The sequence below is a fragment of the Mesorhizobium sp. W016 genome, from assembly GCF_054719485.1.
On the sequence record NZ_JBTTIF010000002.1, the window covers coordinates 1,957,528 to 1,976,047 of the forward strand.

Here is an 18,520-nt window from a genome sequence, read left to right on the forward strand (position 1 = left end):
GTCACAACGAGCCAGGCGGATTCCAGTATCCGCACGCGGCGAGGAGGACTTGCGACATGCCTCGCTGCGGGATTTTCGCGATGAGTTTACCTGGCTCCCGCTGAACGCCATGGCCTGACGACCGGGCGCGTTGGACGACCTTCAAGTCGAAAAGCCCGCGGCAATCGCACCTTAGGCGAAGAGGCTTTGCTTTGTTGATGCAGTTGTCATCGCATCAATCGTGGGTAGCAACGCGGTTGTTGCGTGTTGTTGGAGAGATGGGGTTTCCCGAAAAGAATGAACATGCGCAGACAAAAGAAGCGAGCAGGATGGCCGTGAGTACATCTGCCAAATATCTATTACCTCATATGCGCTCGCTCCTCGGAAGGCGATCCCGCCACCCTCTCGACAGTGAAGATGCGGGATCTCAACCGGCGACAAGGGACTTCGATCGACGGTGGGTTTCCAATTCGGCGTCCGGCTGCGTGTTCCGCCGTTCGGGCTTCTTCCAACCGCAATCAGACGCAAGTCCTATCCCATAAGACTGATGGCCAAATTCGGAACATCCGCTGAAGCATTGCGTTCGGCAGCGTGAAACCCCAAGGCAAAGGATGACTAATCATGTCGAATTGCGAGACTGCAAAATCACATTCGTTAGGAAATCGCGTGGCTGATCTCACAGCCAAGATGCGTGAAGCGCAGATTGACGCGGGTGAAATGATGGCCTTCCACAAGGTTGCAACTATGTTGGAGGACAGCCAAGGACGTATCAATGGCGACGACTTGATCGCCGCATCCTTCGTTCTGCTGGAAGACCGAGCGCCCGAGTGACCTTGCGTTGGTCGGCTTCGATCGTTCCTCGATCAGCAATGCGAAGCCTTTTTTTTCACGGCTGGCGTCTCGCGGGACTGCGGGAATAGCTCAAGCCTAAAGGGTGCTGGCCGGGCGCCTAACAGCCAAGAGACACCTCTTCGGGATCGGCCGCCACGCGCCCGCTTTGTCCGAGGGAGGGCATTCACTTTGAAGGCAGCTACGGCGTGTCCTCGCTATCAGTGCCATGCATGCTGGAGCCATGCATGAAGGACTGGATCTCGTCCGCATCGATCTTGCCGTCACCATTCTCGTCAATGCTACTGAACATCCTGCCCACCGCGCGTTGAACCTCGTCCTCGGACACCGATCCGTCGCCATCGGTGTCCAACAGCCCGAACATCAGTCGCATGCCGGCACCGCGCATCATCTGATGATGCCAGCGTCCAGCCATTCTGTGTCCACGATCGCGGCCACCGTGGTTCTGCCAACGGTCGCCATCTTCATCGTGGCGGTCAGCATCCTCGTTGCGATCGCCTTGATAGCTGCGACTATCTTCCTCGCGGAAACCTTCTTCGGAACCGCGATCCTGCTGCATTCTCTCCCGGACAGCTTGCTCAACCATCTGGCGGATCATTTCGCGTGTTGGTGCATCCGCTTGTCCGGTCGCATCCGGCAACTGTCCGGCGGTCGGCGGTTCGGTTGCCGGAGCGGGTGCAGGTGTCGAGGGTGATGGTGTTCCGCTTGTCTGGGCGAGTGCGGGGGAGGTCAGGGCAATGAAAACGGCGGCCGCGGCCGTCTTGCTGTGTGGAAATCTCATGGCATGCTCCATCAGTGCTTTCGCTTGAAGGCCAAACTGGAGCTCGATGTGATTGTTCCCCGAAGGGATCAGGTCACGGCGAAGTTACTGAGGCATGCCCCGTCTGAGGTAGATCAGGGTCTTCGCCAGGGAATAATTCGGCTCTTCTTCCCTAGGCACAAGAGGAAGCCGGCGCCCATTTTTGCGGGCAATGAACGTTGGACATTCGGCCTCGCCAATTTTCTGCCAATCGATCATACCGACGCACCAATTCCCTCTGCTTTCGCGGGACGGAAGCCGTTTCGACCGCACGCCGTTAATCGCGAATCCCAGGTCAATATGCTGCGCGGCCATGATGCATATTTTTATGTCACGGACCTCTGTCCGTCTGGACACGATGTTAGCCAGCGCTAAATCAGAGCAATGCGACGCCTACTGCTGGGACTTACAGTTTTTCTCTTTTGGACCACGTTGCTTCAGGCCGAGGCGTGGCAGCCCTTCGGCGTCCGACAGCTTGGCTTTAGTTTCGATATTCCTCCGAATTTCGTCCTGACCCAGAATTCGGAGCAGGGCGCGGCTTTTCAGGGCCCAAGAGACGCGTTTCTGGTCGTTTGGGGCGCGCGACTGGGCAAAGCAAGTTTTCGCGCCGAGATTGAACATCGCATGATCGAGGACGAAAAGGCCGGTTGGCGACTGACCTATCGGCGCCTAGCCCCGAAATGGGCCAGCTACTCCGGGGTCAAGAATGGCGAGATTCGCTACGTCCGTGCAATTATGGTCTGCAACCAGCGTGCCGCGCTTTTCACAATGAATTATCGGAAATCCGAAAAGAAACCGTATGACCCTGTTGTTGTGCGCATGGTCCGGTCCCTGAGAGCGGAAGGATGTTAGCCAGCAAAGAGCGAGGTTGCCGTACTGTGCTTCCCTCGGCTAAGGGCCCAGTGGTCAACCCGGCTCCCCAATAGCCCCGCCCAGTCACATGAAAGCAGGCACCGGCAGATATGCGGCCGAACGTTCTCACGCTGGCTCAGCCGCTCAAAGCCCATCACGGAAAAGCCGCTTAGTGCGGTCGCCAGATAGAACTACCACTGAGCCATTCCCGCTGCGGCTGGGTAGCGCCTCAGTTCCGTACGCGTTCATACCAAGAACGGGCGGGGCGAACGTCCTGATAGAGCTACGGCTGTAGAAGCGCGCCGCCAAACTGCGCCCACAAGCGCTCGCACTCTCTCGCCCTTAGGCTCGGCGTACCGGGCGCGCCATAGAAGACCATGGCGCCGCGAATGTCGTATCCAAGCACCGAGGCGTTGGCCACGAACTGGATGGCTCTTCCCAAGCTGGTGATGCCGATGTCGACCTCAGCTTTGTTGGTGAGGTCGACCACGCCTACTATTTCCGCATTGGCGCTCCTGCCCGCCAAAACGGCCGTCGACATCGCATCATGCACGGCAAGAAGCATTTCGGTGAGTTGCCCGGTGGAAGGGCTCTACAAACGCTTAAACGTCAGGTTTGTTCCCAACTGGCCTTGGCGGCTTTCCGACGACCAAGAATGCGACTGCGATTACGCTCAATAGAATCACTGCGAACAGGATTGCCATGATTTCCGCGCACTGTATCGGATCACTCCGCGGCGAAGAAAACCCCGCAACATATCTCAGATAGCGGCGGGTGTTCGGCTGTAAGAACCAAACTGGGTCCCGCGGCCTCTCATGTGCGCGTAGTTGACATCGTCTGCTGGACCGAACGGTCAAGCCGAAGAGCCCAGTTCCTCTCAGCATCGAGCAGTTCATTCTGCTCAATCAAGCCATTCATAAACAGCCTGAGTATATGCGCAGCTATGCGCTCTCCGTTCTGCGAAGCAAGAGGTAGGGCGCGCTCTTTGCAGACCGTGTGACAAACCTGGGCGAGCATCTCAATCTCGCTTGGCCCCAAAAACCGACCCGGATACAACATACCGTTTTCCTGTTGGAGAGTTTGAATGGCTATCCATTACGCAGGGTCACCGGCAGCCACAATCAACTATGATAGTGAGATGTCGAGTCCCGGTGGAAAAAACAGTGAGGTCCCAAAAGTGGTCGCGCTTGTCTCCGATTGACAGATGCCTCGACGCTACACCGACCAGCGCTACCGCACCCGCTTCATCGACGCGGCTTTGCAAAGGCCTATGACCAGTTCGCTACCAGCTGCCGGACCGCCCAGGCGAGCATGCCGCCGGCCCTCCCGAAGCGCGATGTCGTGGATGAGGCAGCCTTTTCCGTATACATCCAGCTGTTACGCTGCGCATCTGCTTCGGTTCGAAAACTCGCCGCGAGCCTGGCGTGCTCGCGTGTCCGGGCCGAAAACGCCTTCACAGCCCACATGTTGATAACGACATCGATGAGGCTGCCGCCGACCTCGTTGGCATAGGATGCTTCCCGGCAAGGGCATCGACCAATGCCCCGGGGCCGACCAGCACGAACCTGCGGGGGCTTTCCCGGAACAAAGCGTCGACGATCCGGTTCGGCAGGGAAGCGGCCAAAATTCATGCCATCGGAGATGCCGAGGCAGATGACAGATGAAAGGGAAGCTGAAGATGACGAAGTCTGGCGACCGCACCGTTCCCGGCGACGGCAAGATCGAAACCGGCCCGAACACATCTCCGCAACAGGATCCGGCAGAGGGGTCGCGCGAGACAATCGATCGCGAACTCGAGCGGACAGACGACGATAATAATTCCGACGAAGCGGAACGCTTGCGCCGAGACCTGCGGAAAGGGGTGGCGGAAGAGACCGAGCTTCCCGAACGCGGCTCGGCCTGAGGATCGCCGGAACCTTGCCAAGGCAAGAGACATGGAAGGCTCGACGCCGGTCGGATCGCTGCTTGCTTCGTGCCTTTAACGCACCGGCCACACAACCCATGCGCGGCGGTGACCCAGGAGACGGCGAGAACGGCCGCGCGACGGTCTACTCTGTTCCAGCAAACTCGGCTCGCCGAGAGCTACCACCTCTGGCGTTAGGGCCTGACGAGATGCCACCTGTCCAGGTCGCATGCCGCCAGGGTTCCGCAATCTCTATCAGGCTGCGCCGGCCTTCTGGCTGCGCTGCGAGCGGGCACGGTCGCGGGCTGCGGCAGTGCCTCCGGGAAAGCCGCTTCGATCGCTGTAGTCGCGTGGCTTGGTCCCGCTCCGAGAGTGGCGCGCGGTCACGCTTTTCGCACCGAGGATGTCGAGCAATGTGATGCCGGCGACCATGGCAAGCGCAAGGCCCACATTATCGCGCTTTGGGTTGCCATGCCGATACGCTGTCAGCAACGTCGCGATATCCAGGCCGTCGCCGGCCACCCGGCTCCACAGCCCGGCCTGCTTGTCCACTGAAAGCGAGAGTATGCCGCTGCTTATTTCCCGCGCCCCATAAGCGCGGATCAGGTCTTCCTTGCCGCGCATGCCGAGCGCGCCGGCAATCCGCTCGGCGCCAACCAGCTCGGCGACGCCAAGCGCGATGCTGAACCAGCCGAGCTTGCGGGCAAGGCCATCGGAGGCCCCGACCGCACTCTGCCCAGTCTTCAGCACTTTGGGATCGCCAGGCGATCGGGTGATGTTGGTAAGTTTGGCAATCACGTTCATGACGATTTCCCTACGGTTTCAGTACAACCTTGATGCAGCTGTCCTGCTTGTCGCGAAACACCTTGTACATCTCCGGTCCCTGCTCGAGCCCCACGGTATGGGTGATGACGAAGGATGGGTCGATCTGGCCATCTTCGATGCGGCGCAACAGATCCTCGGTCCAACGGTTGACATGGGTCTGCCCCATTCGGAAGGTGAGCCCCTTGTTCATTGCCTGTCCCATCGGAATCTTGTCGACCAGCCCGCTGTAGACGCCGGGGATCGAGATCACGCCGGCCGGCCGGCAGACATAGATCATCTCACGCAAAACGTGCGGTCGATCATTTTCCATCAGCATCAACTGCTTTGCGCGATCGTAGACGGTATCGGGCTGGGCCAGCGAGACGTGGCTTTCCATGCCGACGCAATCGATGCACTTCTCCGGGCCCTTTCCGCCGGTGAGTTCCCGCAGTCGTTCGACGACACTTTCCTCGGCGAAATTGATGGCGATGGCGCCGCCGGCCGCGGCCATGGAAAGCCGTTCCGGCAGGCAATCGATCGCCACCACCTGTTTCGCGCCGAGCAGCAGGGCGCTGCGTATGGCCATCTGCCCGACTGGGCCGCAGCCCCACACCGCAACCGTATCGGTGGGCTCAATGTCGCACTGTGCCGCCGCCTGCCAGCCGGTAGGAAAAATATCGCCGAGGAAGAGAACCTGCTCGTCGGTAAGGCTGTCAGGCACCTTTACGTGCGTGGCATCGGCGAACGGCACACGCATGTATTCCGCCTGTCCCCCGGGATAGCCGCCGGTCAAATGAGTGTAGCCGAACAGACCCGCGGTGGTGTGCCCGAACACCTTGTCACCGAGATTCTTCTTGCGGTTTGTGCGTTCGCAAACCGAAAAGTTCTGTCGCTTGCACTGGTCGCACTCACCGCAGATTATGGTGAACGGCACGACGATGCGGTCTCCCTCCTTCAGAGCGCCGTTGACGCCCTTGCCGACCTCGACGACCTCTCCCATCATCTCGTGGCCCATGATGTCGCCGGGCAGCATGGCTGGCACATAGTTGTGGTAGAGGTGAAGGTCGGAGCCGCATATGGCACAACTCGTCACCTTGATGATCGCGTCACGTTCATCCTCAATTTCCGGGTCCGAAACCTGATCGCAGCGTATGTCTTCCTTGCCGTGCCAGACCAACGCTCGCATAGCTTGCTCCTATTTTCGCAAGATCTGTGAGTAGGGACCTCGCGCCTGTCCTAAGCGGGCCGATGCCTGGTTGGATCGACTGTGCCGCTGCTTGTCGAACCACAGGGGCGGACCGATGTTCCGGGAGCTCGAGAGAATTTTTGGGCCATGCCAGACCCGCACCTTGGAAGGATCTGTCGCGGGCACCAGCGGCCTTCCCCGGGGCGCGTCGGGCACGAGCCGCTGGAGCCCGACCCACGAATGGACGTACTCAAGTGTACCAAAATACGTTCGGTCCGCAGGTGTCCTTCGCGGCGGCTGATACCCCATCTGCTCGATTCTTGCGGCCATAACCGGCATTCTCTTCCTCGCCCGCACAGGGTCGGCAGAAGCAGCGCTGTGACCGGAGCAGGTAGGAGATGCCGCTCACCGGCGGGCGCGCAGTCCGACCCCGACGCGATCGACACGAGGTGGATGGGCGCCATCGCGACGGCGGCTCTAGCGGAGTATTTCGCAGAAATACAATGATTAGCGGGCAGGGCAGAGTGCTAGCCGTGCGCAGCGATGAACATGGCGACGGCCGACCGGCAATAGGATTCGATTTCGTTGTCGTCCGCCGCTCTCGCCTGATCGAAGCGTGCGATAATCAAAAGATCGGATCCTTTGAAAAGCGCGGCAAACAAGCGGGCGGACCGGAGAGGATCGGGCACGTTCAGAACCGCCTTCGCGTGCAACTGACGCAACAGGACCTCGATTTGGGCGATGACATGGGCGGGGCCGGCTTCGAAATGGAGCTTGCTTAACGACCTTGGATTCGTCTGGTCGGCCATGACCATGGCTTCGACACTGCGGACGTCTGATCTCAACAGCGTGCGAAGCAGGGACGATCCCACCGCCATGAGCTGATCTTCGACCGAACCGCCGACGCCTTCAAGAAGGGCCTGTGGCGCAAACAACTGATGGCAGCCGGCCGCCATCGCCGCGCTGAACAGCGCCTCCTTGTTCTCGAAGTGCCGATAGATGCTGAGTTTGGATATCTTCGCCCGCTGGGCGACCTTGTCCAATGTGGTCGCTTGAAAACCCAATTCCACAAAGAGTTCGGACGCAGCGTCGAGTATCGTTTGGCCAAGCGCCTCGTTGGCGGGCCGGCCGCGCCGGCCCTGGCTATTTTCGGTCACGACAATTCCAGTCCTTGACAGTATCCTAATTCTTGGATTACGATACCATGTAGTTTCTGAAATGCGCAAGCCGATGGGTAGGTTTCAACCAGGTCCAACCAGCCCCTCATCCACAACACGGAGCCCATTATGGATGACGTCATCATCATCGGCGGCAGCTTTGCCGGTCTCGCCGGTGCCCTGCAACTCGGCCGTGCCCGCCGTAAGGTCACCGTTCTCGATACCGGCCTGCCGCGCAACCGCTTCGCCGGCCACTCGCATGGCCTGCTCGGCCACGATCACAAGCCACCGCTGGACATCCTGGCCGAGGCGCGGCGGCAGCTGGCGCGCTATCCCACGATCAAGCTGGTCAATGCCCGGGCCGACAGCCTGTCCGGCGCCATCGACGATTTCTCCGTCCTCACTGGCGATGGCGGAAGCCTCGGCGCGCGCCGCCTGATCCTGAGCTATGGCGTCGCCGACCAGATGCCTGATGTTCCGGGCTTTGCCGAAGGTTGGGGCACGTCCATCGTGCCCTGCCCCTATTGCGACGGCTTTGAAGTCGCCGGCCAGCATTGGGGCCTCGTCTGGTCCGGCCCACAGTCGATGAATCAGGTCAGGCTGTTCCACGATTGGACCGACAGGTTGACGGTCTTTGCCGATGGTCACGACATTCCGCCCGATATCCGGGCCGGTCTGGCGCGCCGCAACATACCTGTCGTCGACGGCCGGATCAGCGAGATCGCCCATCACGGGGGGCATAACGCCACCGTCAAGCTCGATACCGGCCCCAAGGTCGCGGTCGACATCCTGTTCGCGCATCCGCGCAACAAGCCGTCCGCAAGCCTGCATGAATCACTGGGCCTCGCCACGGTCGATACGCCCCTCGGCGTAATCCTCAAGGTCGACGAGCGCCGCGAAACCAGCATGCCCGGCATCTACGCCGCGGGCGACCTCGCCAACCCCCTCACGCCGCCATCGGTCACCCTGGCAATATCGCACGGCGCGATGGCGGGCATCTTCGCCCAGCAGTCGATGCTGGTGTGAGAGCGCAGATTCCCTTCTCCGGGGTGCCGCGGGCTATCGTATTCTGAAGGTTGCGGGCCGGTGTTGCGGAACGTCGGCCCGCTCTCCCCTGAGGGGCGTCTTTGGCCGGCCAGCCTTGAGAACTCAACTGGGCTGCCTGCATGACGGCGATCGCCGACATCGGTTATCAAGCTCAATCACGCTGGAAAGCATGAACCACGTCGACGTCGACATCGCCGGCGGGCTTACGGTATGGGGACCGGTGGCGGAAGATTCGCCACCGCGGTCGGCACCTCGATGCTGCGACGCTACTGCGAAGAACGGTCGCGCCCAGCAGCGCTTCTGGCGGAAGTCTCAGGCGGCCACGACGCGGGCCAGCAGTGACGCGGCCTCGGTACCAGCCAAGCCAAGGTCACGGACGCTGCTCATGTGATTGGCCCCACCAAGGGTGATGCGCGAAACAGTCAGTCCCTGTGTGTCAAGGTGGTCCGTGAAGAGTGCGGCCTGGCTGTGGAACGGCGACGTTTCATCGGCGCCGACCGAGATATCTACGCCCACGGATGGATCGAAACTGTGGTCGATCGGCGAGAATCGGCGGGCCTCCTCGTCGGTGATCGCGATCTCGGCGCCAAGGAACGACATCTGCAATGGCTTCAGGTCGTAAAGGCCGCCAAGCAGCAGCGCAGCTTTGATGCCGGAAGGCCGCTCGTCACCGTCGAAAAGCATTGTTGCCAGATGCGCACCGGCGGAATGACCGCTAACGGTCAGCAGGCCGGGATTGCCGCCATGGTGTGCGACATTGTCAAATACCCATCGCTTGGCGCGGCGCACCTGGTCGACGATCCTGGCCATCCGGACGGTAGGCATCAGCGCGTAGTCGACAATGACCGCGATCGCACCTGCGTTCGTAACGGTCTCGGCGACGTAGGAATAGTCGCGCTTGGAGAACATGCGCCAATAGCCCCCGTGGATGAACATGTGCACCGGCAGGCGGTCCCGTTTGCCCTCGGGAAAGAACAGATCCATGGTTTCGGTGGCGTCAGCCCCGTAGGCGACATCGGCGACCATGGGAACGTTCGCCCTGGTCTCCTCGCTTCTGCGAACGATCTCGGCGACGATGTCGTCGAACTCGACCACATGATCGCGAATGCGAAACGGATCTTTGGCGGGATGTCCGCTCACAGGGTCACGGCGATGTACTTCGCCTCCATGAACTCGGCAACGCCATGCTTCTGGCCACCTTCGCGGCCCAGCCCGCTCTGCTTGACACCTCCGAAAGGCGCCGCCGGATCCGACATCAGGCCGCGGTTGAGCGCGATCATGCCGGACTCGATCTTCGATGCCACGCGCATCCCCCAGGCCAGGTCGCGCGTATAGATGTAGGCAGCGAGACCGTATTCGGTGTCATTGGCTTTGGCGATGACATCCGCCTCGCTGTCGAAGCGCATGATCGGCGCCACCGGACCGAATATCTCCTCGTGGAGCATGGCGGCGTCGGCCGGCACGTCCTTGAGCACCGTTGGCGGATAGAAAAAGCCTCTGCCTTCAGATACGCCGCCGCCACACAGGATTTTGGCGCCGCGGGCAACGGCGTCCTGCACAAGCCGGTCGATCTTGTGCACAGCCTTCCTGGTGATCATCGGCCCGCATTCTGTGTCTGAGTCTGTGCCCGGGCCCAGGTTGAGTGCCGCCATGCGTTTGGTCAAGCCTTCCGCGAAAGCATCATGGATGCCGGCCTGGACGTAAAGCCGGTTGGCGGCCGTGCAGGCTTCGCCGGCGTTGCGCATCTTGGCAACCATCGCACCGTCGAGGGCTGCTTCCAGGTCGGCGTCGTCGAAGACGATGAAGGGTGCGTTGCCGCCAAGCTCCATGGAACAGGAAATGACGTGCTTTGCGGCTTCGGCCAGCAGCACGCGCCCGACGCCGGTCGAGCCGGTGAAGGACAGCTTTCGCACGCGCGGATCGGCCAGCATGGCCGCCGTCACCGGTCCGGGGGTCGAGGTCGTCAGGACGTTGACGACGCCGGGCGGCACGCCGGCTTCCTCGTAGAGCGCCGCAAGCGCATAGGCCGTCAGCGGTGTCTCGCTGGCGGGCTTCAGGACCACCGTACAGCCGGCCGCCAGCGCCGGAGCGATTTTACGTGTCGCCATGGCGGCTGGGAAATTCCATGGTGTGATGAGCACGCAAATGCCGATGGGCTGGTAGTCGACAATGATCCGGTTCGCGCCCGAGGGCGCAAGGCCGAACTCGCCGTTGATGCGGACCGCTTCCTCGGCGTTCCAGCGAAAGAACTCCGCCGCATAGGCGACTTCGCCGCGCGCATCGCGCAGCGCCTTGCCGTTCTCCAGCGAGATCAGCGCGGCCAACGTCTCCGCCCGTTCCGTCATCAGTTCGAAGCAGCGTCGCAGGATTTCCGATCGCCTGCGTGGCGGGGTCTCGCGCCAGCCGGCCGCCGCCTTCGCGGCAGCGTCGACGGCGGCGGCGGCATCAGTGAGCGTTGCATCGGGAACCGCAGCGATCACGGCTTCAGTCGAGGGATCGACCACTTCGATCACGCGGCCCTCCGATGAGGGCCGCCAGCGTCCGCCAATGTAGAGACCGTGCGAGACCGTGGCGTAGTCGAACATATCTTGATCCTCGTCGGATATGCCTGCGGCGATGTTCATTTTGGATGAGCTCCTGGTCGATCACATCGTGGTGGCGGACATGTCGCCGTCATAAGCAGCCCTGACCAGCTGTCGCATCGCGGTAAGGCCGAACGGGCGGGGATTGTTCTTGATCAACCGGTCGATGCCCAGCGCCTGCTCGGCCGTCCAGTCGATCTTGTCTTCGGGAAGACCCAGTTCGGCCAATGTCGGTGTGATGCCGATGGCGCCAAACAGCCGGCTCACCTCACGGATGGTGGCGTGCGCCAAGGCATCGGCGTCGCCGCCGCCCTGATGGGAAAGGCCGAGAGCAGTGCCGACTTCCGCAATCTCCGCGGCTGCTGCGGCCAGATTGTAGGTCATCACGTAGGGCAGCATGGTGGCGACCCCCAGGCCATGCGGGGTGTGGGTAAGCGCGCCAACGGGATACTGCACCGCATGGGCGGCGGCCGTTCCCGCCGTACCGAAGGCGCAACCGGCGGCCAGCGCTCCCATCATGACGTCGGCGCGCGCATCCTCGTCCGATCCGTCGCGATATGCCTTTTCCAGACTGCGGCCGAGCAGCCTGATGGCCAGAAGCGCGAAATGATCGGTCAGAGCGCTCTTGCCGATGAACACGTGCTGTTGCGGCAAATGAGGGTCGGCGCCGCGTTTGGCCGCTGTGAAGGCCTCGATTGCGTGCGTCAGCGCGTCGGCGCCGGCGATCGCCGTCAAGGACGGTGGACAGGTCACCGTCAGATCCGGATCGCAAAGCGCCACTGCCGCGATGAGATGCGGACTGGCGATACCCACTTTCAGCGTCCGATCCGGGTCGGAGATCACGGCGACGGGGGTCACCTCGGAGCCTGTTCCAGCCGTCGTCGGCACTGCGATTACCGGAAGGGTAGGGCCGGGTACCTTGAACTCGCCATAGTAGTCCTCGAGCTTGCCGCCATGGCTGAGCAGAAGTGCAGCGCATTTGGCCATGTCCAGGCAGCTGCCGCCCCCGATGCCGATCACCATGTCCGGCTTGAAATCTTTCGCTTGCGCAATGCAGGCGGCGACGCTGTCGCGCGGCACATCCGGCAGCGTTCGGTCGAAGACCAACGTCTCGATCGCCGCGTTGTGCAAGCCAGCGAGAATCTCGGCGAACTGCGACGTCGCCGCGAAGCGCTCATCGGTACAGACGAACGCGCGGCGCCCATATTTGGCGGCGATGGCAGGCAGGACATGGCGCTGGCCTTTGCCGAACAGAATCTCGCTCGGCAGGCGCGCCGCTGCAAACAAGCTCATGCACAAGATCCTGCGAAGACGGGTTGGAAGCCGACAGGCTTGGCTTCGTGCCAGAGGCCGACCTCGGCGCTGCAGGTCATGATCATGCGATATCCTCATAAAATCGTATAGGATATAGGATTGAGTTTCGCGGAGCATCATGTTAGTGGGTGGTTCTGTCAAGAGGCAAACGATGCAGAACACGGACCTGACGGTTGACAATGAAGCCCGTGCGACCGGTCGTATTCAGCGCGCCAACAGTCTGGCTGGCGACGTTTACGAAGCAATCTTCGCGCAGCTCATGTCTTTGAGGATTGCTCCGGGATCGCGCATCACCGTCGACAATCTCGTCAAGGAATTCAACGTCTCGCATACCCCCATTCGTGAAGCGCTTGGCAGGCTGGAGGGGGAAGGGCTGGTTCTGAAAACCCACCTGATCGGCTATCGCGCCGCCCCGCAAATCACCCGCCGGCGCTTCGACGAGCTTTACGAGCTGCGTCTATTGCTTGAACCTGCCGCCGCGGTTAAAGCCACCGCAACAATGGACGGCGAGCGCCTTGCCGCGCTGCAGGAGACGGCCGGCGTCATGGCTCGGCGGGTGGGGAAAGACGAACGCCTGCGCTATTCGAACTTCGCCCGTCAGGATGCGATCTTCCACGACAAGATCGTCGAGTTCGCCCAGAACGAACTCATTCGCGAGACGCTGAATCACCAGCATACCCACTTCCATATCTTCCGCCTGATGTATCACTCCAGGGTGACCGAAGAGGCGCTCGACGAGCACGAGGCTATTCTCGCTGCCTTTGCCGCGGGCGATCCGGACGCCGCCGAAAAAGCCATGCGTGCGCACATCGAAAATTCGCGGGACAGGCTCCTGCCTGCGTTCGAGTAGCCTGGCGATGTTGCTTGCCCGAGGCACCCTCAAGCGCGGCGCGCCGCTGTTCGCCCAGCCTGCCGCCTACGAATTCTACTCCCCGTTCTGAGCCGATTTCGATACCGGGAAGGAGGCGCAGTGCACCTCGCCCCTGAAACAAGCCGAGAGGAAAAGACATGCCAGCCAAAAAAATCCTGATGCTGACCGGTGATTTCACCGAGGAGTATGAAATCTTCGTCTATCAGCAGGCGATGGAAGCGGTGGGACACACCGTTCATGTCGTGTGCCCCGACAAAAGCGCCGGAGACATGATCAAGACATCGCTGCACGATTTCGAGGGCGATCAGACCTACACCGAAAAGCCCGGCCACAACGCGCTGATCAACAAGACCTTTGCCGACGCCGAGAAGCAGCTGAGCCAGTACGACGCTGTCTATTGCGCCGGCGGTCGTGGCCCCGAATACATCCGCACCGACAAGCGGATACAGGCAATGGTGCGCCATTTCCACGAGGCGAAAAAGCCGATCTTCACGATCTGCCATGGCGTCCAGATTCTGATCGCGGTCGACGGCGTCGTGCGCGGCAAGAAGGTGGCGGCGCTCGCCGCTTGCGAGCCGGAGGTGACGCTTGCCGGCGGCACTTATATCGATTTGTCTCCCACCGACGCCTATGTCGATGGGACCATGGTTTCAGCCAAAGGCTGGACCGCGCTTGCGGCGTTCATCCGTGAATGCCTGAAGGTGCTGGGAACGGAAATCCACCATTCTTGAACCGTTTGTCCCGGCGCATCCCTGAGGGGATGCGCCGGCTCCCTCAACGGCGCGGCGACTTCCGTCATTTCATCAAGTTCAGATCAGGAACCTGCGGCAGGTGTGCTCCAGAACCTTGTGCCATCATCACCTCGGACGCCTTCAAGGCGCTGCCGCATCGCGTGCGTGCACCAGCGCGCCATCCTCGTTGAGCTTTCCCAGCTTGACGGGTGCGAACCCGAGTTGATGGACTCAATGGGAGGTCGACATGAAGTCGGCGCCCGGGAGCTGTCAGGGCTTCACGAACCGAAACGCGAAGCGATCGGTCTCGCCCTTGATCGCGGGATCGAACACCTTGATCGAGTGCGTCATCCTTGTTCGCGAGCACGGTGCTTTCCGCGTCCAGTACGAAGCCGGCCGCCTCCACCTCCTCGCGGACGAATGCAGGGTCGATCCGATGCAGCGACCGGGTGTCGCTCGTGCCCGACCCAGTGGCGGCGGCGTGGTCGACGATAACGTAGGACCCACCGGGTTTCAGCCGCTTGTAGACAGCTCGATTGAAGTCGGCCGCCGTCGCACCCTTCTTCTGGACCAGGGCGGTGTGAAGATCGTGGTAAAACAGGTGCAGCCATAGGACATCGGCTGGCGGCGTGACCTTCGGCATCGCGACGAGATCCGCCGAGGCGGCTTCGACGTTCTCTCGGCTCGGCTCCTTCGCGAGCGTCCGCATGAGGCCGACCGGATCGTTCTTGAAGTGGGCGACTTCGGCCGGCACGAAGCTGTAGACCCGCCCCTCTGATCCGACGATGTCGGAGAAGAGGCGCGTCCAGTCTCCGTCGCCAGGGTAAACGTCGATCACGGTGGAGCCCGCCTCGATTCGTGCGAACCGGATTAAATCGGACACCTTGGATTGGTCGTACATCGAAATTTCCTAGTGGATATTCTTCTGGGTGCTCATACTGATTTCTCCATTTGCTCGGATCGGATCGGGCTTGATCCGATCCGAGTTCCGATCGCGTGCGTCGTCTCTTTGCCGGGGACGTCGCGCTCGTCAGTCGAATTTGACCAAGTCCTTGAAGATCAGATGACCCCAGCTGTTTCCGCGCGCCTGGACCAGCAGGCCACCTTCCGACACCCCGCCAAGCTTAATCGGCGCGAAACCGAGATTTTCCGCAAGCTCCCCAGTCTGTGTTGCGGCAGCATCATCGTCGCTTGCCAAGAACACGACCCTCCGGCCACCATGTACGGCCGGATCCTGATCAAGCACCGGGGCGACCAGATGGTTGAAGCCCTTGACCAGTTTTGCGCCAGAGAAGGCCTGCGCGATTAACTTGGAAGAAGGTTGTCCTCCCAGTTCCTCAGGGGGCACGCCATAGGCATTGGTCACATCGATGATCGTCTTCCCCTGCCAGGTGGGGAGCGCCTTCGCAACATTCGGGTGCGCCTCGAAGCGGACAGCCAAAAAGATGATGTCCGCCTTGATGGCTTCCGCCAGTTTTTTGGGGATGATGGTGGGTCCGATCGCGGCCGCATCGGCGGCAAAGCTTTCCGGGTCGCGTGTGGTTGCAACGGAAACTTCGATGCCGTTTCGGGCAAACGCCTTGGCAAGGGCCCGTCCGATATTGCCGAATCCTACGATTGCATAGTTCATAGTATTTCTCCGATCTGGTGCTAATGCCGGGGTCAGACTTGCGCCATGCCCCCATCGACGGCGAGATCCACGCCGGTGACGAAAGAACTTTCATCGGAGGCGAGGAACGTGACGGCAGCAGCGATTTCCTCTGGTTTGCCCCTGCAACCCATTGGGATCTGTGACGCAAACTGGGCGGCCGCTTGCTCGGCTTGCTCAGGAGTAAGGCCAGTCGTTGTCTCCAAGGCCGGCGTCTCGATTGGTCCCGGACTCATTGCATTGACGCGGATTTTGCGGTCTTTGAATTCCAGTGTCCAAGCGCGCGCGAAGTTGCGTACAGCCGCCTTGCTCGCGGCGTAGGTACTAAACCCTGGAAGCCCCAACACGTTCGACACTGAAGAATTCAGGATGATCGAACCGCCGTCTTTGAACAGGGGAAGGGCCTTCTGCACCGTAAAGAACAGACCCTTCACGTTCACATCGAAGGTCTGATCGAAATGTGCCTCGGTAGCGACCGCGAGCGGTGCGATCGTCCCCGCGCCGGCGTTGGTGAAGAGAATGTCGATATGACCATGTTTCTCCTTCACGACGGCATAGAGGCGCTCCAGATCTTCCAAGAGCGACACGTCACCCACGACCAGTTTTTCATGATGAAGGCTGCGGCCTCGTTCAGCTCTTTCTCTCTTCGCCCGGTAATCACGACGTGCGCTCCTTCTTCTACGAAGCGCTTGGCTGTGGCCAATCCGATCCCGCTGCTTCCGCCCGTGATGACTGCGATCTTGCCTTCGAGTTTTTTCATAATTCTTTGTCTTTCGTTGCGCACGGGCCAGGTACGGACCGCGCTGGGGGTCAGAGTTGAGCCAGGCCGCCGTCGACGGCGACCTCGCTGGCCGTCATGAAGCTGCTGTCCGGCGACGCGAGGAAGGCGGCCGCGGCGCCGATCTCCGCCGGATCGGCCATGCGCTGGAGCGGGGTCATCGCGCCGTAGGCCTTCTGGCCTTGCTCGCCTAACGCCTCCTTCGCGAGTTCGGTCGCCGTCGCTCCGGGCGACAGCACGTTTACGCGGATGCCGGTGCCCTTCAGGTCTTCCGCCCAGGTCCGCGCCAGGTTGCGCACTGCCGCCTTGCTCGCGCTATAGGCAGTGAACCCCGGAGCGCCCGTGGTGCCGGCGCTCGACCCGGTCAGGATGATCGAACCGCCCTGGCTCATCAGCGGCAGCGCCTTCTGGACCGTGAAGATCGTACCCTTCACATTGGTGTCGAAGGTTTCGTCAATGTGCCTGGCGGTGATCTGGCCGAGCGGAAGCGGGCTTCCTGCCCCGGCATTGGCGAAGACGATATCGAGGCTTCCGCGCTCGGCCTTCACCGCAGCGTAGAGTCGGTCCAGGTCGGCCTCATCCGAGACCGAGCCCTTAACCGCGCGGGCACTAGGCCCAAGGTCGGCCACGGCTGCGTCGAGCGCTTCCTGCCGGCGGCCGAAGATGAAGACGAAGGCGCCCTCCTCGATAAAGCGCTTGGCTGCGGCGCGGCCGATGCCCGTAGCGCCGCCGGTTATCACAGCGGTCTTTCCATTCAGTCTGTTCATGTCATGCATCCTTCGTTTCGCCGTCTCGTATCTTTGGCTGTACGGGAAAGTCCCGCGAGAGCCTCAAGATGGGTTCGCCGAAGTCGGGCGGTGAGTGCGCAATCGCGCACATCGCTGGTGCGAAAACGATCCAGCTAGATGATTGAACGCCACGATGACCGCACGAACTACGGCTGATCGTGTTAGTATGGGCTTTTGCAAGCCGCACTGCGCTGCGCAGGAATGCACCATGATCGACTGGGATGACGTTCGCTACTTTCTTGCCGCCGCGCGAGGAGGCTCGGTGCGTGCTGCCGCCGCAGACCTCGGTGTGAACCACTCGACCGTGCTGCGACGCATCGCTCAGCTCGAGGAACGCCTCGGGGCGCAGATGTTCGAAAAGCTGCCTTCCGGCTACCGCCTGACGGCTGCGGGCGAAGAGGTCCTCGATCTCGCGACCCAGATGGAAGCGTCGTCGCACCAGCTGGAGACGCGCGTCTTCGGTCGTGACCAGAGCGCGCGCGGACTTTTGCGGGTGGCGCTTCCACCGTTCCTCGCCACACACCTGCTCATGCCGGATCTCGCCGACTTCGCGCGTTTGCATCGCGACATCGAGATGGAAATCTTGTCGTCCGGTGAGCTGGCCAATCTGACCAACCGAGAGGCCGACGTCGCGATCCGCATTGTCGCCGACCGCAAGACCCTGCCGCTCAATCTTCACGGCCTGAAGGGACCGGAGCTGTTCAGCGGCGTCTACATGTCTCGCGATCGACTAGCCGCGTGGCGTGCGGGCACGCCTGATCCTATCCGGTGGATAGGCATAGACAATCATGGAATTCCGGACTGGGCGCGCGAGGGAGAAGTTCACGTCACGGGAGTACCGTTCAGGACACCTGACGCCGAGACGCAGATCATCGCGGCGCACCAAGGGATTGGGATAACGAAACTGCCGTGCTTCGTTGGAGATGCCGACCCCCTGCTGGTGAGGGTGCCGGGAATCGACGTGCCCATGCATGGGACACTGTGGCTTCTCACGCAAGGCGAGACACGCAAGACGAAGCGGGTGCGGCTCTTCACGGAGTTCGTATCCCGCAGGCTCGCCGCGTACGCTCCGCTTCTCTCGGGGCTGTCCATATCGCGCGACTGACGCCCGGCAGGTCCGCCGGCAACGCTTCCCGCAATCCCGGGTGGAAGCCGAGCTGCGGGCGCTTGAAGCGGCGTGTTCAATCCGCGAATCCAGTGGGAGTAGGGAAACGGCGGCAGTGGCGTAGAGG

17 protein-coding genes and 2 pseudogenes are annotated in these 18,520 nt (G+C 61.4%); 7 read left to right on the forward strand and 12 right to left on the reverse strand.

The genetic code is table 11. The features are described 5' to 3' along the window. The first annotated feature begins 645 nt into the window (after positions 1-645). On the forward strand, positions 646-810 hold the full coding sequence (locus tag ACYG9V_RS09840) for a hypothetical protein (RefSeq protein ID WP_023667766.1): 165 nt from the start codon (positions 646-648) through the stop codon (positions 808-810). Between the two features lie 199 nt (positions 811-1,009). On the opposite strand, the gene ACYG9V_RS09845 is transcribed toward ACYG9V_RS09840, so the two are convergent. Next, complete coding sequence (locus ACYG9V_RS09845; protein ID WP_352762915.1) at positions 1,010-1,609, reverse strand: EF-hand domain-containing protein; 600 nt, start codon at positions 1,607-1,609, stop codon at positions 1,010-1,012. A gap of 450 nt (positions 1,610-2,059) precedes the next feature. On the opposite strand from ACYG9V_RS09845, the gene ACYG9V_RS09850 reads away from it, so the two are divergent. Beyond that, positions 2,060-2,479, forward strand: coding sequence for a hypothetical protein (locus ACYG9V_RS09850; protein WP_245270154.1), 420 nt, complete (start codon positions 2,060-2,062; stop codon positions 2,477-2,479). A 283-nt stretch (positions 2,480-2,762) separates the two neighbouring features. Here the strand turns inward: ACYG9V_RS09850 and ACYG9V_RS09855 are convergent, their stop codons facing one another. Then, the gene (locus tag ACYG9V_RS09855) at positions 2,763-3,020 is read right to left on the reverse strand and encodes a hypothetical protein (protein WP_245260390.1); all 258 of its coding nucleotides are present in this window, start codon (positions 3,018-3,020) and stop codon (positions 2,763-2,765) included. A 1,137-nt stretch (positions 3,021-4,157) separates the two neighbouring features. On the opposite strand from ACYG9V_RS09855, the gene ACYG9V_RS09860 reads away from it, so the two are divergent. Then, complete coding sequence (locus ACYG9V_RS09860; RefSeq protein ID WP_156931519.1) at positions 4,158-4,382, forward strand: hypothetical protein; 225 nt, start codon at positions 4,158-4,160, stop codon at positions 4,380-4,382. A 255-nt stretch (positions 4,383-4,637) separates the two neighbouring features. Here the strand turns inward: ACYG9V_RS09860 and ACYG9V_RS09865 are convergent, their stop codons facing one another. The 3 genes from ACYG9V_RS09865 to ACYG9V_RS09875 all read right to left on the reverse strand — a co-directional run bounded on the left by ACYG9V_RS09865 (position 4,638) and on the right by ACYG9V_RS09875 (position 7,529). Next, positions 4,638-5,186, reverse strand: a complete 549-nt coding sequence (locus ACYG9V_RS09865; protein ID WP_352654964.1) for a hypothetical protein — start codon at positions 5,184-5,186, stop codon at positions 4,638-4,640. A gap of 10 nt (positions 5,187-5,196) precedes the next feature. Next, positions 5,197-6,372 carry a zinc-dependent alcohol dehydrogenase gene (locus tag ACYG9V_RS09870; RefSeq protein ID WP_023682758.1) on the reverse strand — a complete coding sequence of 392 codons (1,176 nt, stop codon included), beginning with the start codon at positions 6,370-6,372 and terminating at the stop codon, positions 5,197-5,199. Positions 6,373-6,899: 527 nt separating this feature from the next. After that, entirely contained in the window at positions 6,900-7,529 is a 630-nt protein-coding gene (locus tag ACYG9V_RS09875) for a TetR/AcrR family transcriptional regulator (RefSeq protein WP_023667776.1), read from the reverse strand. 129 nt (positions 7,530-7,658) lie between these two features. Between ACYG9V_RS09875 and ACYG9V_RS09880 the strand changes: the two genes are divergently transcribed. After that, entirely contained in the window at positions 7,659-8,555 is an 897-nt protein-coding gene (locus ACYG9V_RS09880; protein ID WP_023667777.1) for an NAD(P)/FAD-dependent oxidoreductase, read from the forward strand. Between the two features lie 333 nt (positions 8,556-8,888). Here ACYG9V_RS09880 and ACYG9V_RS09885 read toward each other — a convergent pair whose 3' ends face one another. Genes ACYG9V_RS09885 through ACYG9V_RS09895 form a run of 3 tightly spaced genes read right to left on the reverse strand, consistent with a single transcriptional unit; the run spans position 8,889 to position 12,451 of the window. Then, positions 8,889-9,671 (reverse strand): alpha/beta hydrolase, encoded by a 783-nt coding sequence (locus tag ACYG9V_RS09885; protein ID WP_245261811.1) that lies wholly within the window; start codon positions 9,669-9,671, stop codon positions 8,889-8,891. Between the two features lie 41 nt (positions 9,672-9,712). Continuing rightward, positions 9,713-11,161, reverse strand: a complete 1,449-nt coding sequence (locus tag ACYG9V_RS09890) for an NAD-dependent succinate-semialdehyde dehydrogenase (protein WP_245261818.1) — start codon at positions 11,159-11,161, stop codon at positions 9,713-9,715. Positions 11,162-11,221: 60 nt separating this feature from the next. Continuing rightward, positions 11,222-12,451, reverse strand: a complete 1,230-nt coding sequence (locus ACYG9V_RS09895) for an iron-containing alcohol dehydrogenase (RefSeq protein WP_352762914.1) — start codon at positions 12,449-12,451, stop codon at positions 11,222-11,224. Between the two features lie 172 nt (positions 12,452-12,623). Here ACYG9V_RS09895 and ACYG9V_RS09900 point away from each other — a divergent pair, with 172 nt between their 5' ends. Then, the gene (locus tag ACYG9V_RS09900; protein ID WP_352762913.1) at positions 12,624-13,322 is read left to right on the forward strand and encodes a GntR family transcriptional regulator; all 699 of its coding nucleotides are present in this window, start codon (positions 12,624-12,626) and stop codon (positions 13,320-13,322) included. Between the two features lie 158 nt (positions 13,323-13,480). Beyond that, positions 13,481-14,074 carry a DJ-1/PfpI family protein gene (locus ACYG9V_RS09905; protein WP_023667783.1) on the forward strand — a complete coding sequence of 198 codons (594 nt, stop codon included), beginning with the start codon at positions 13,481-13,483 and terminating at the stop codon, positions 14,072-14,074. A 270-nt stretch (positions 14,075-14,344) separates the two neighbouring features. Here ACYG9V_RS09905 and ACYG9V_RS09910 read toward each other — a convergent pair. The 4 genes and pseudogenes from ACYG9V_RS09910 to ACYG9V_RS09925 form a co-directional block, all read right to left on the reverse strand. Then, positions 14,345-14,975: pseudogene (locus tag ACYG9V_RS09910) on the reverse strand (class I SAM-dependent methyltransferase). Between the two features lie 129 nt (positions 14,976-15,104). Then, positions 15,105-15,704 (reverse strand): NADPH-dependent F420 reductase, encoded by a 600-nt coding sequence (locus ACYG9V_RS09915; protein WP_023732290.1) that lies wholly within the window; start codon positions 15,702-15,704, stop codon positions 15,105-15,107. Between the two features lie 32 nt (positions 15,705-15,736). Then, positions 15,737-16,482, reverse strand: a pseudogene (locus ACYG9V_RS09920) (SDR family NAD(P)-dependent oxidoreductase). 50 nt (positions 16,483-16,532) lie between these two features. Beyond that, positions 16,533-17,267 carry an SDR family NAD(P)-dependent oxidoreductase gene (locus tag ACYG9V_RS09925; RefSeq protein ID WP_352762911.1) on the reverse strand — a complete coding sequence of 245 codons (735 nt, stop codon included), beginning with the start codon at positions 17,265-17,267 and terminating at the stop codon, positions 16,533-16,535. A gap of 229 nt (positions 17,268-17,496) precedes the next feature. Here ACYG9V_RS09925 and ACYG9V_RS09930 point away from each other — a divergent pair, with 229 nt between their 5' ends. After that, positions 17,497-18,393 carry a LysR family transcriptional regulator gene (locus ACYG9V_RS09930; RefSeq protein WP_352762909.1) on the forward strand — a complete coding sequence of 299 codons (897 nt, stop codon included), beginning with the start codon at positions 17,497-17,499 and terminating at the stop codon, positions 18,391-18,393. The last annotated feature ends 127 nt before the right edge of the window (positions 18,394-18,520 follow it).

Coding starts and splice junctions, on each gene's coding strand:
- ACYG9V_RS09855 (WP_245260390.1), bottom strand. CDS start 3,020: ATGTCGACGGCCGTTTTGGCGGGCAGGAGCGCCAATGCGGAAATAGTA.
- ACYG9V_RS09865 (WP_352654964.1), bottom strand. CDS start 5,186: ATGAACGTGATTGCCAAACTTACCAACATCACCCGATCGCCTGGCGAT.
- ACYG9V_RS09915 (WP_023732290.1), bottom strand. CDS start 15,704: ATGAACTATGCAATCGTAGGATTCGGCAATATCGGACGGGCCCTTGCC.
- ACYG9V_RS09845 (WP_352762915.1), bottom strand. CDS start 1,609: ATGAGATTTCCACACAGCAAGACGGCCGCGGCCGCCGTTTTCATTGCC.
- ACYG9V_RS09880 (WP_023667777.1), top strand. CDS start 7,659: ATGGATGACGTCATCATCATCGGCGGCAGCTTTGCCGGTCTCGCCGGT.
- ACYG9V_RS09890 (WP_245261818.1), bottom strand. CDS start 11,161: ATGTTCGACTACGCCACGGTCTCGCACGGTCTCTACATTGGCGGACGC.
- ACYG9V_RS09900 (WP_352762913.1), top strand. CDS start 12,624: ATGCAGAACACGGACCTGACGGTTGACAATGAAGCCCGTGCGACCGGT.
- ACYG9V_RS09860 (WP_156931519.1), top strand. CDS start 4,158: ATGACGAAGTCTGGCGACCGCACCGTTCCCGGCGACGGCAAGATCGAA.
- ACYG9V_RS09905 (WP_023667783.1), top strand. CDS start 13,481: ATGCCAGCCAAAAAAATCCTGATGCTGACCGGTGATTTCACCGAGGAG.
- ACYG9V_RS09930 (WP_352762909.1), top strand. CDS start 17,497: ATGATCGACTGGGATGACGTTCGCTACTTTCTTGCCGCCGCGCGAGGA.
- ACYG9V_RS09925 (WP_352762911.1), bottom strand. CDS start 17,267: ATGAACAGACTGAATGGAAAGACCGCTGTGATAACCGGCGGCGCTACG.
- ACYG9V_RS09895 (WP_352762914.1), bottom strand. CDS start 12,451: ATGAGCTTGTTTGCAGCGGCGCGCCTGCCGAGCGAGATTCTGTTCGGC.
- ACYG9V_RS09870 (WP_023682758.1), bottom strand. CDS start 6,372: ATGCGAGCGTTGGTCTGGCACGGCAAGGAAGACATACGCTGCGATCAG.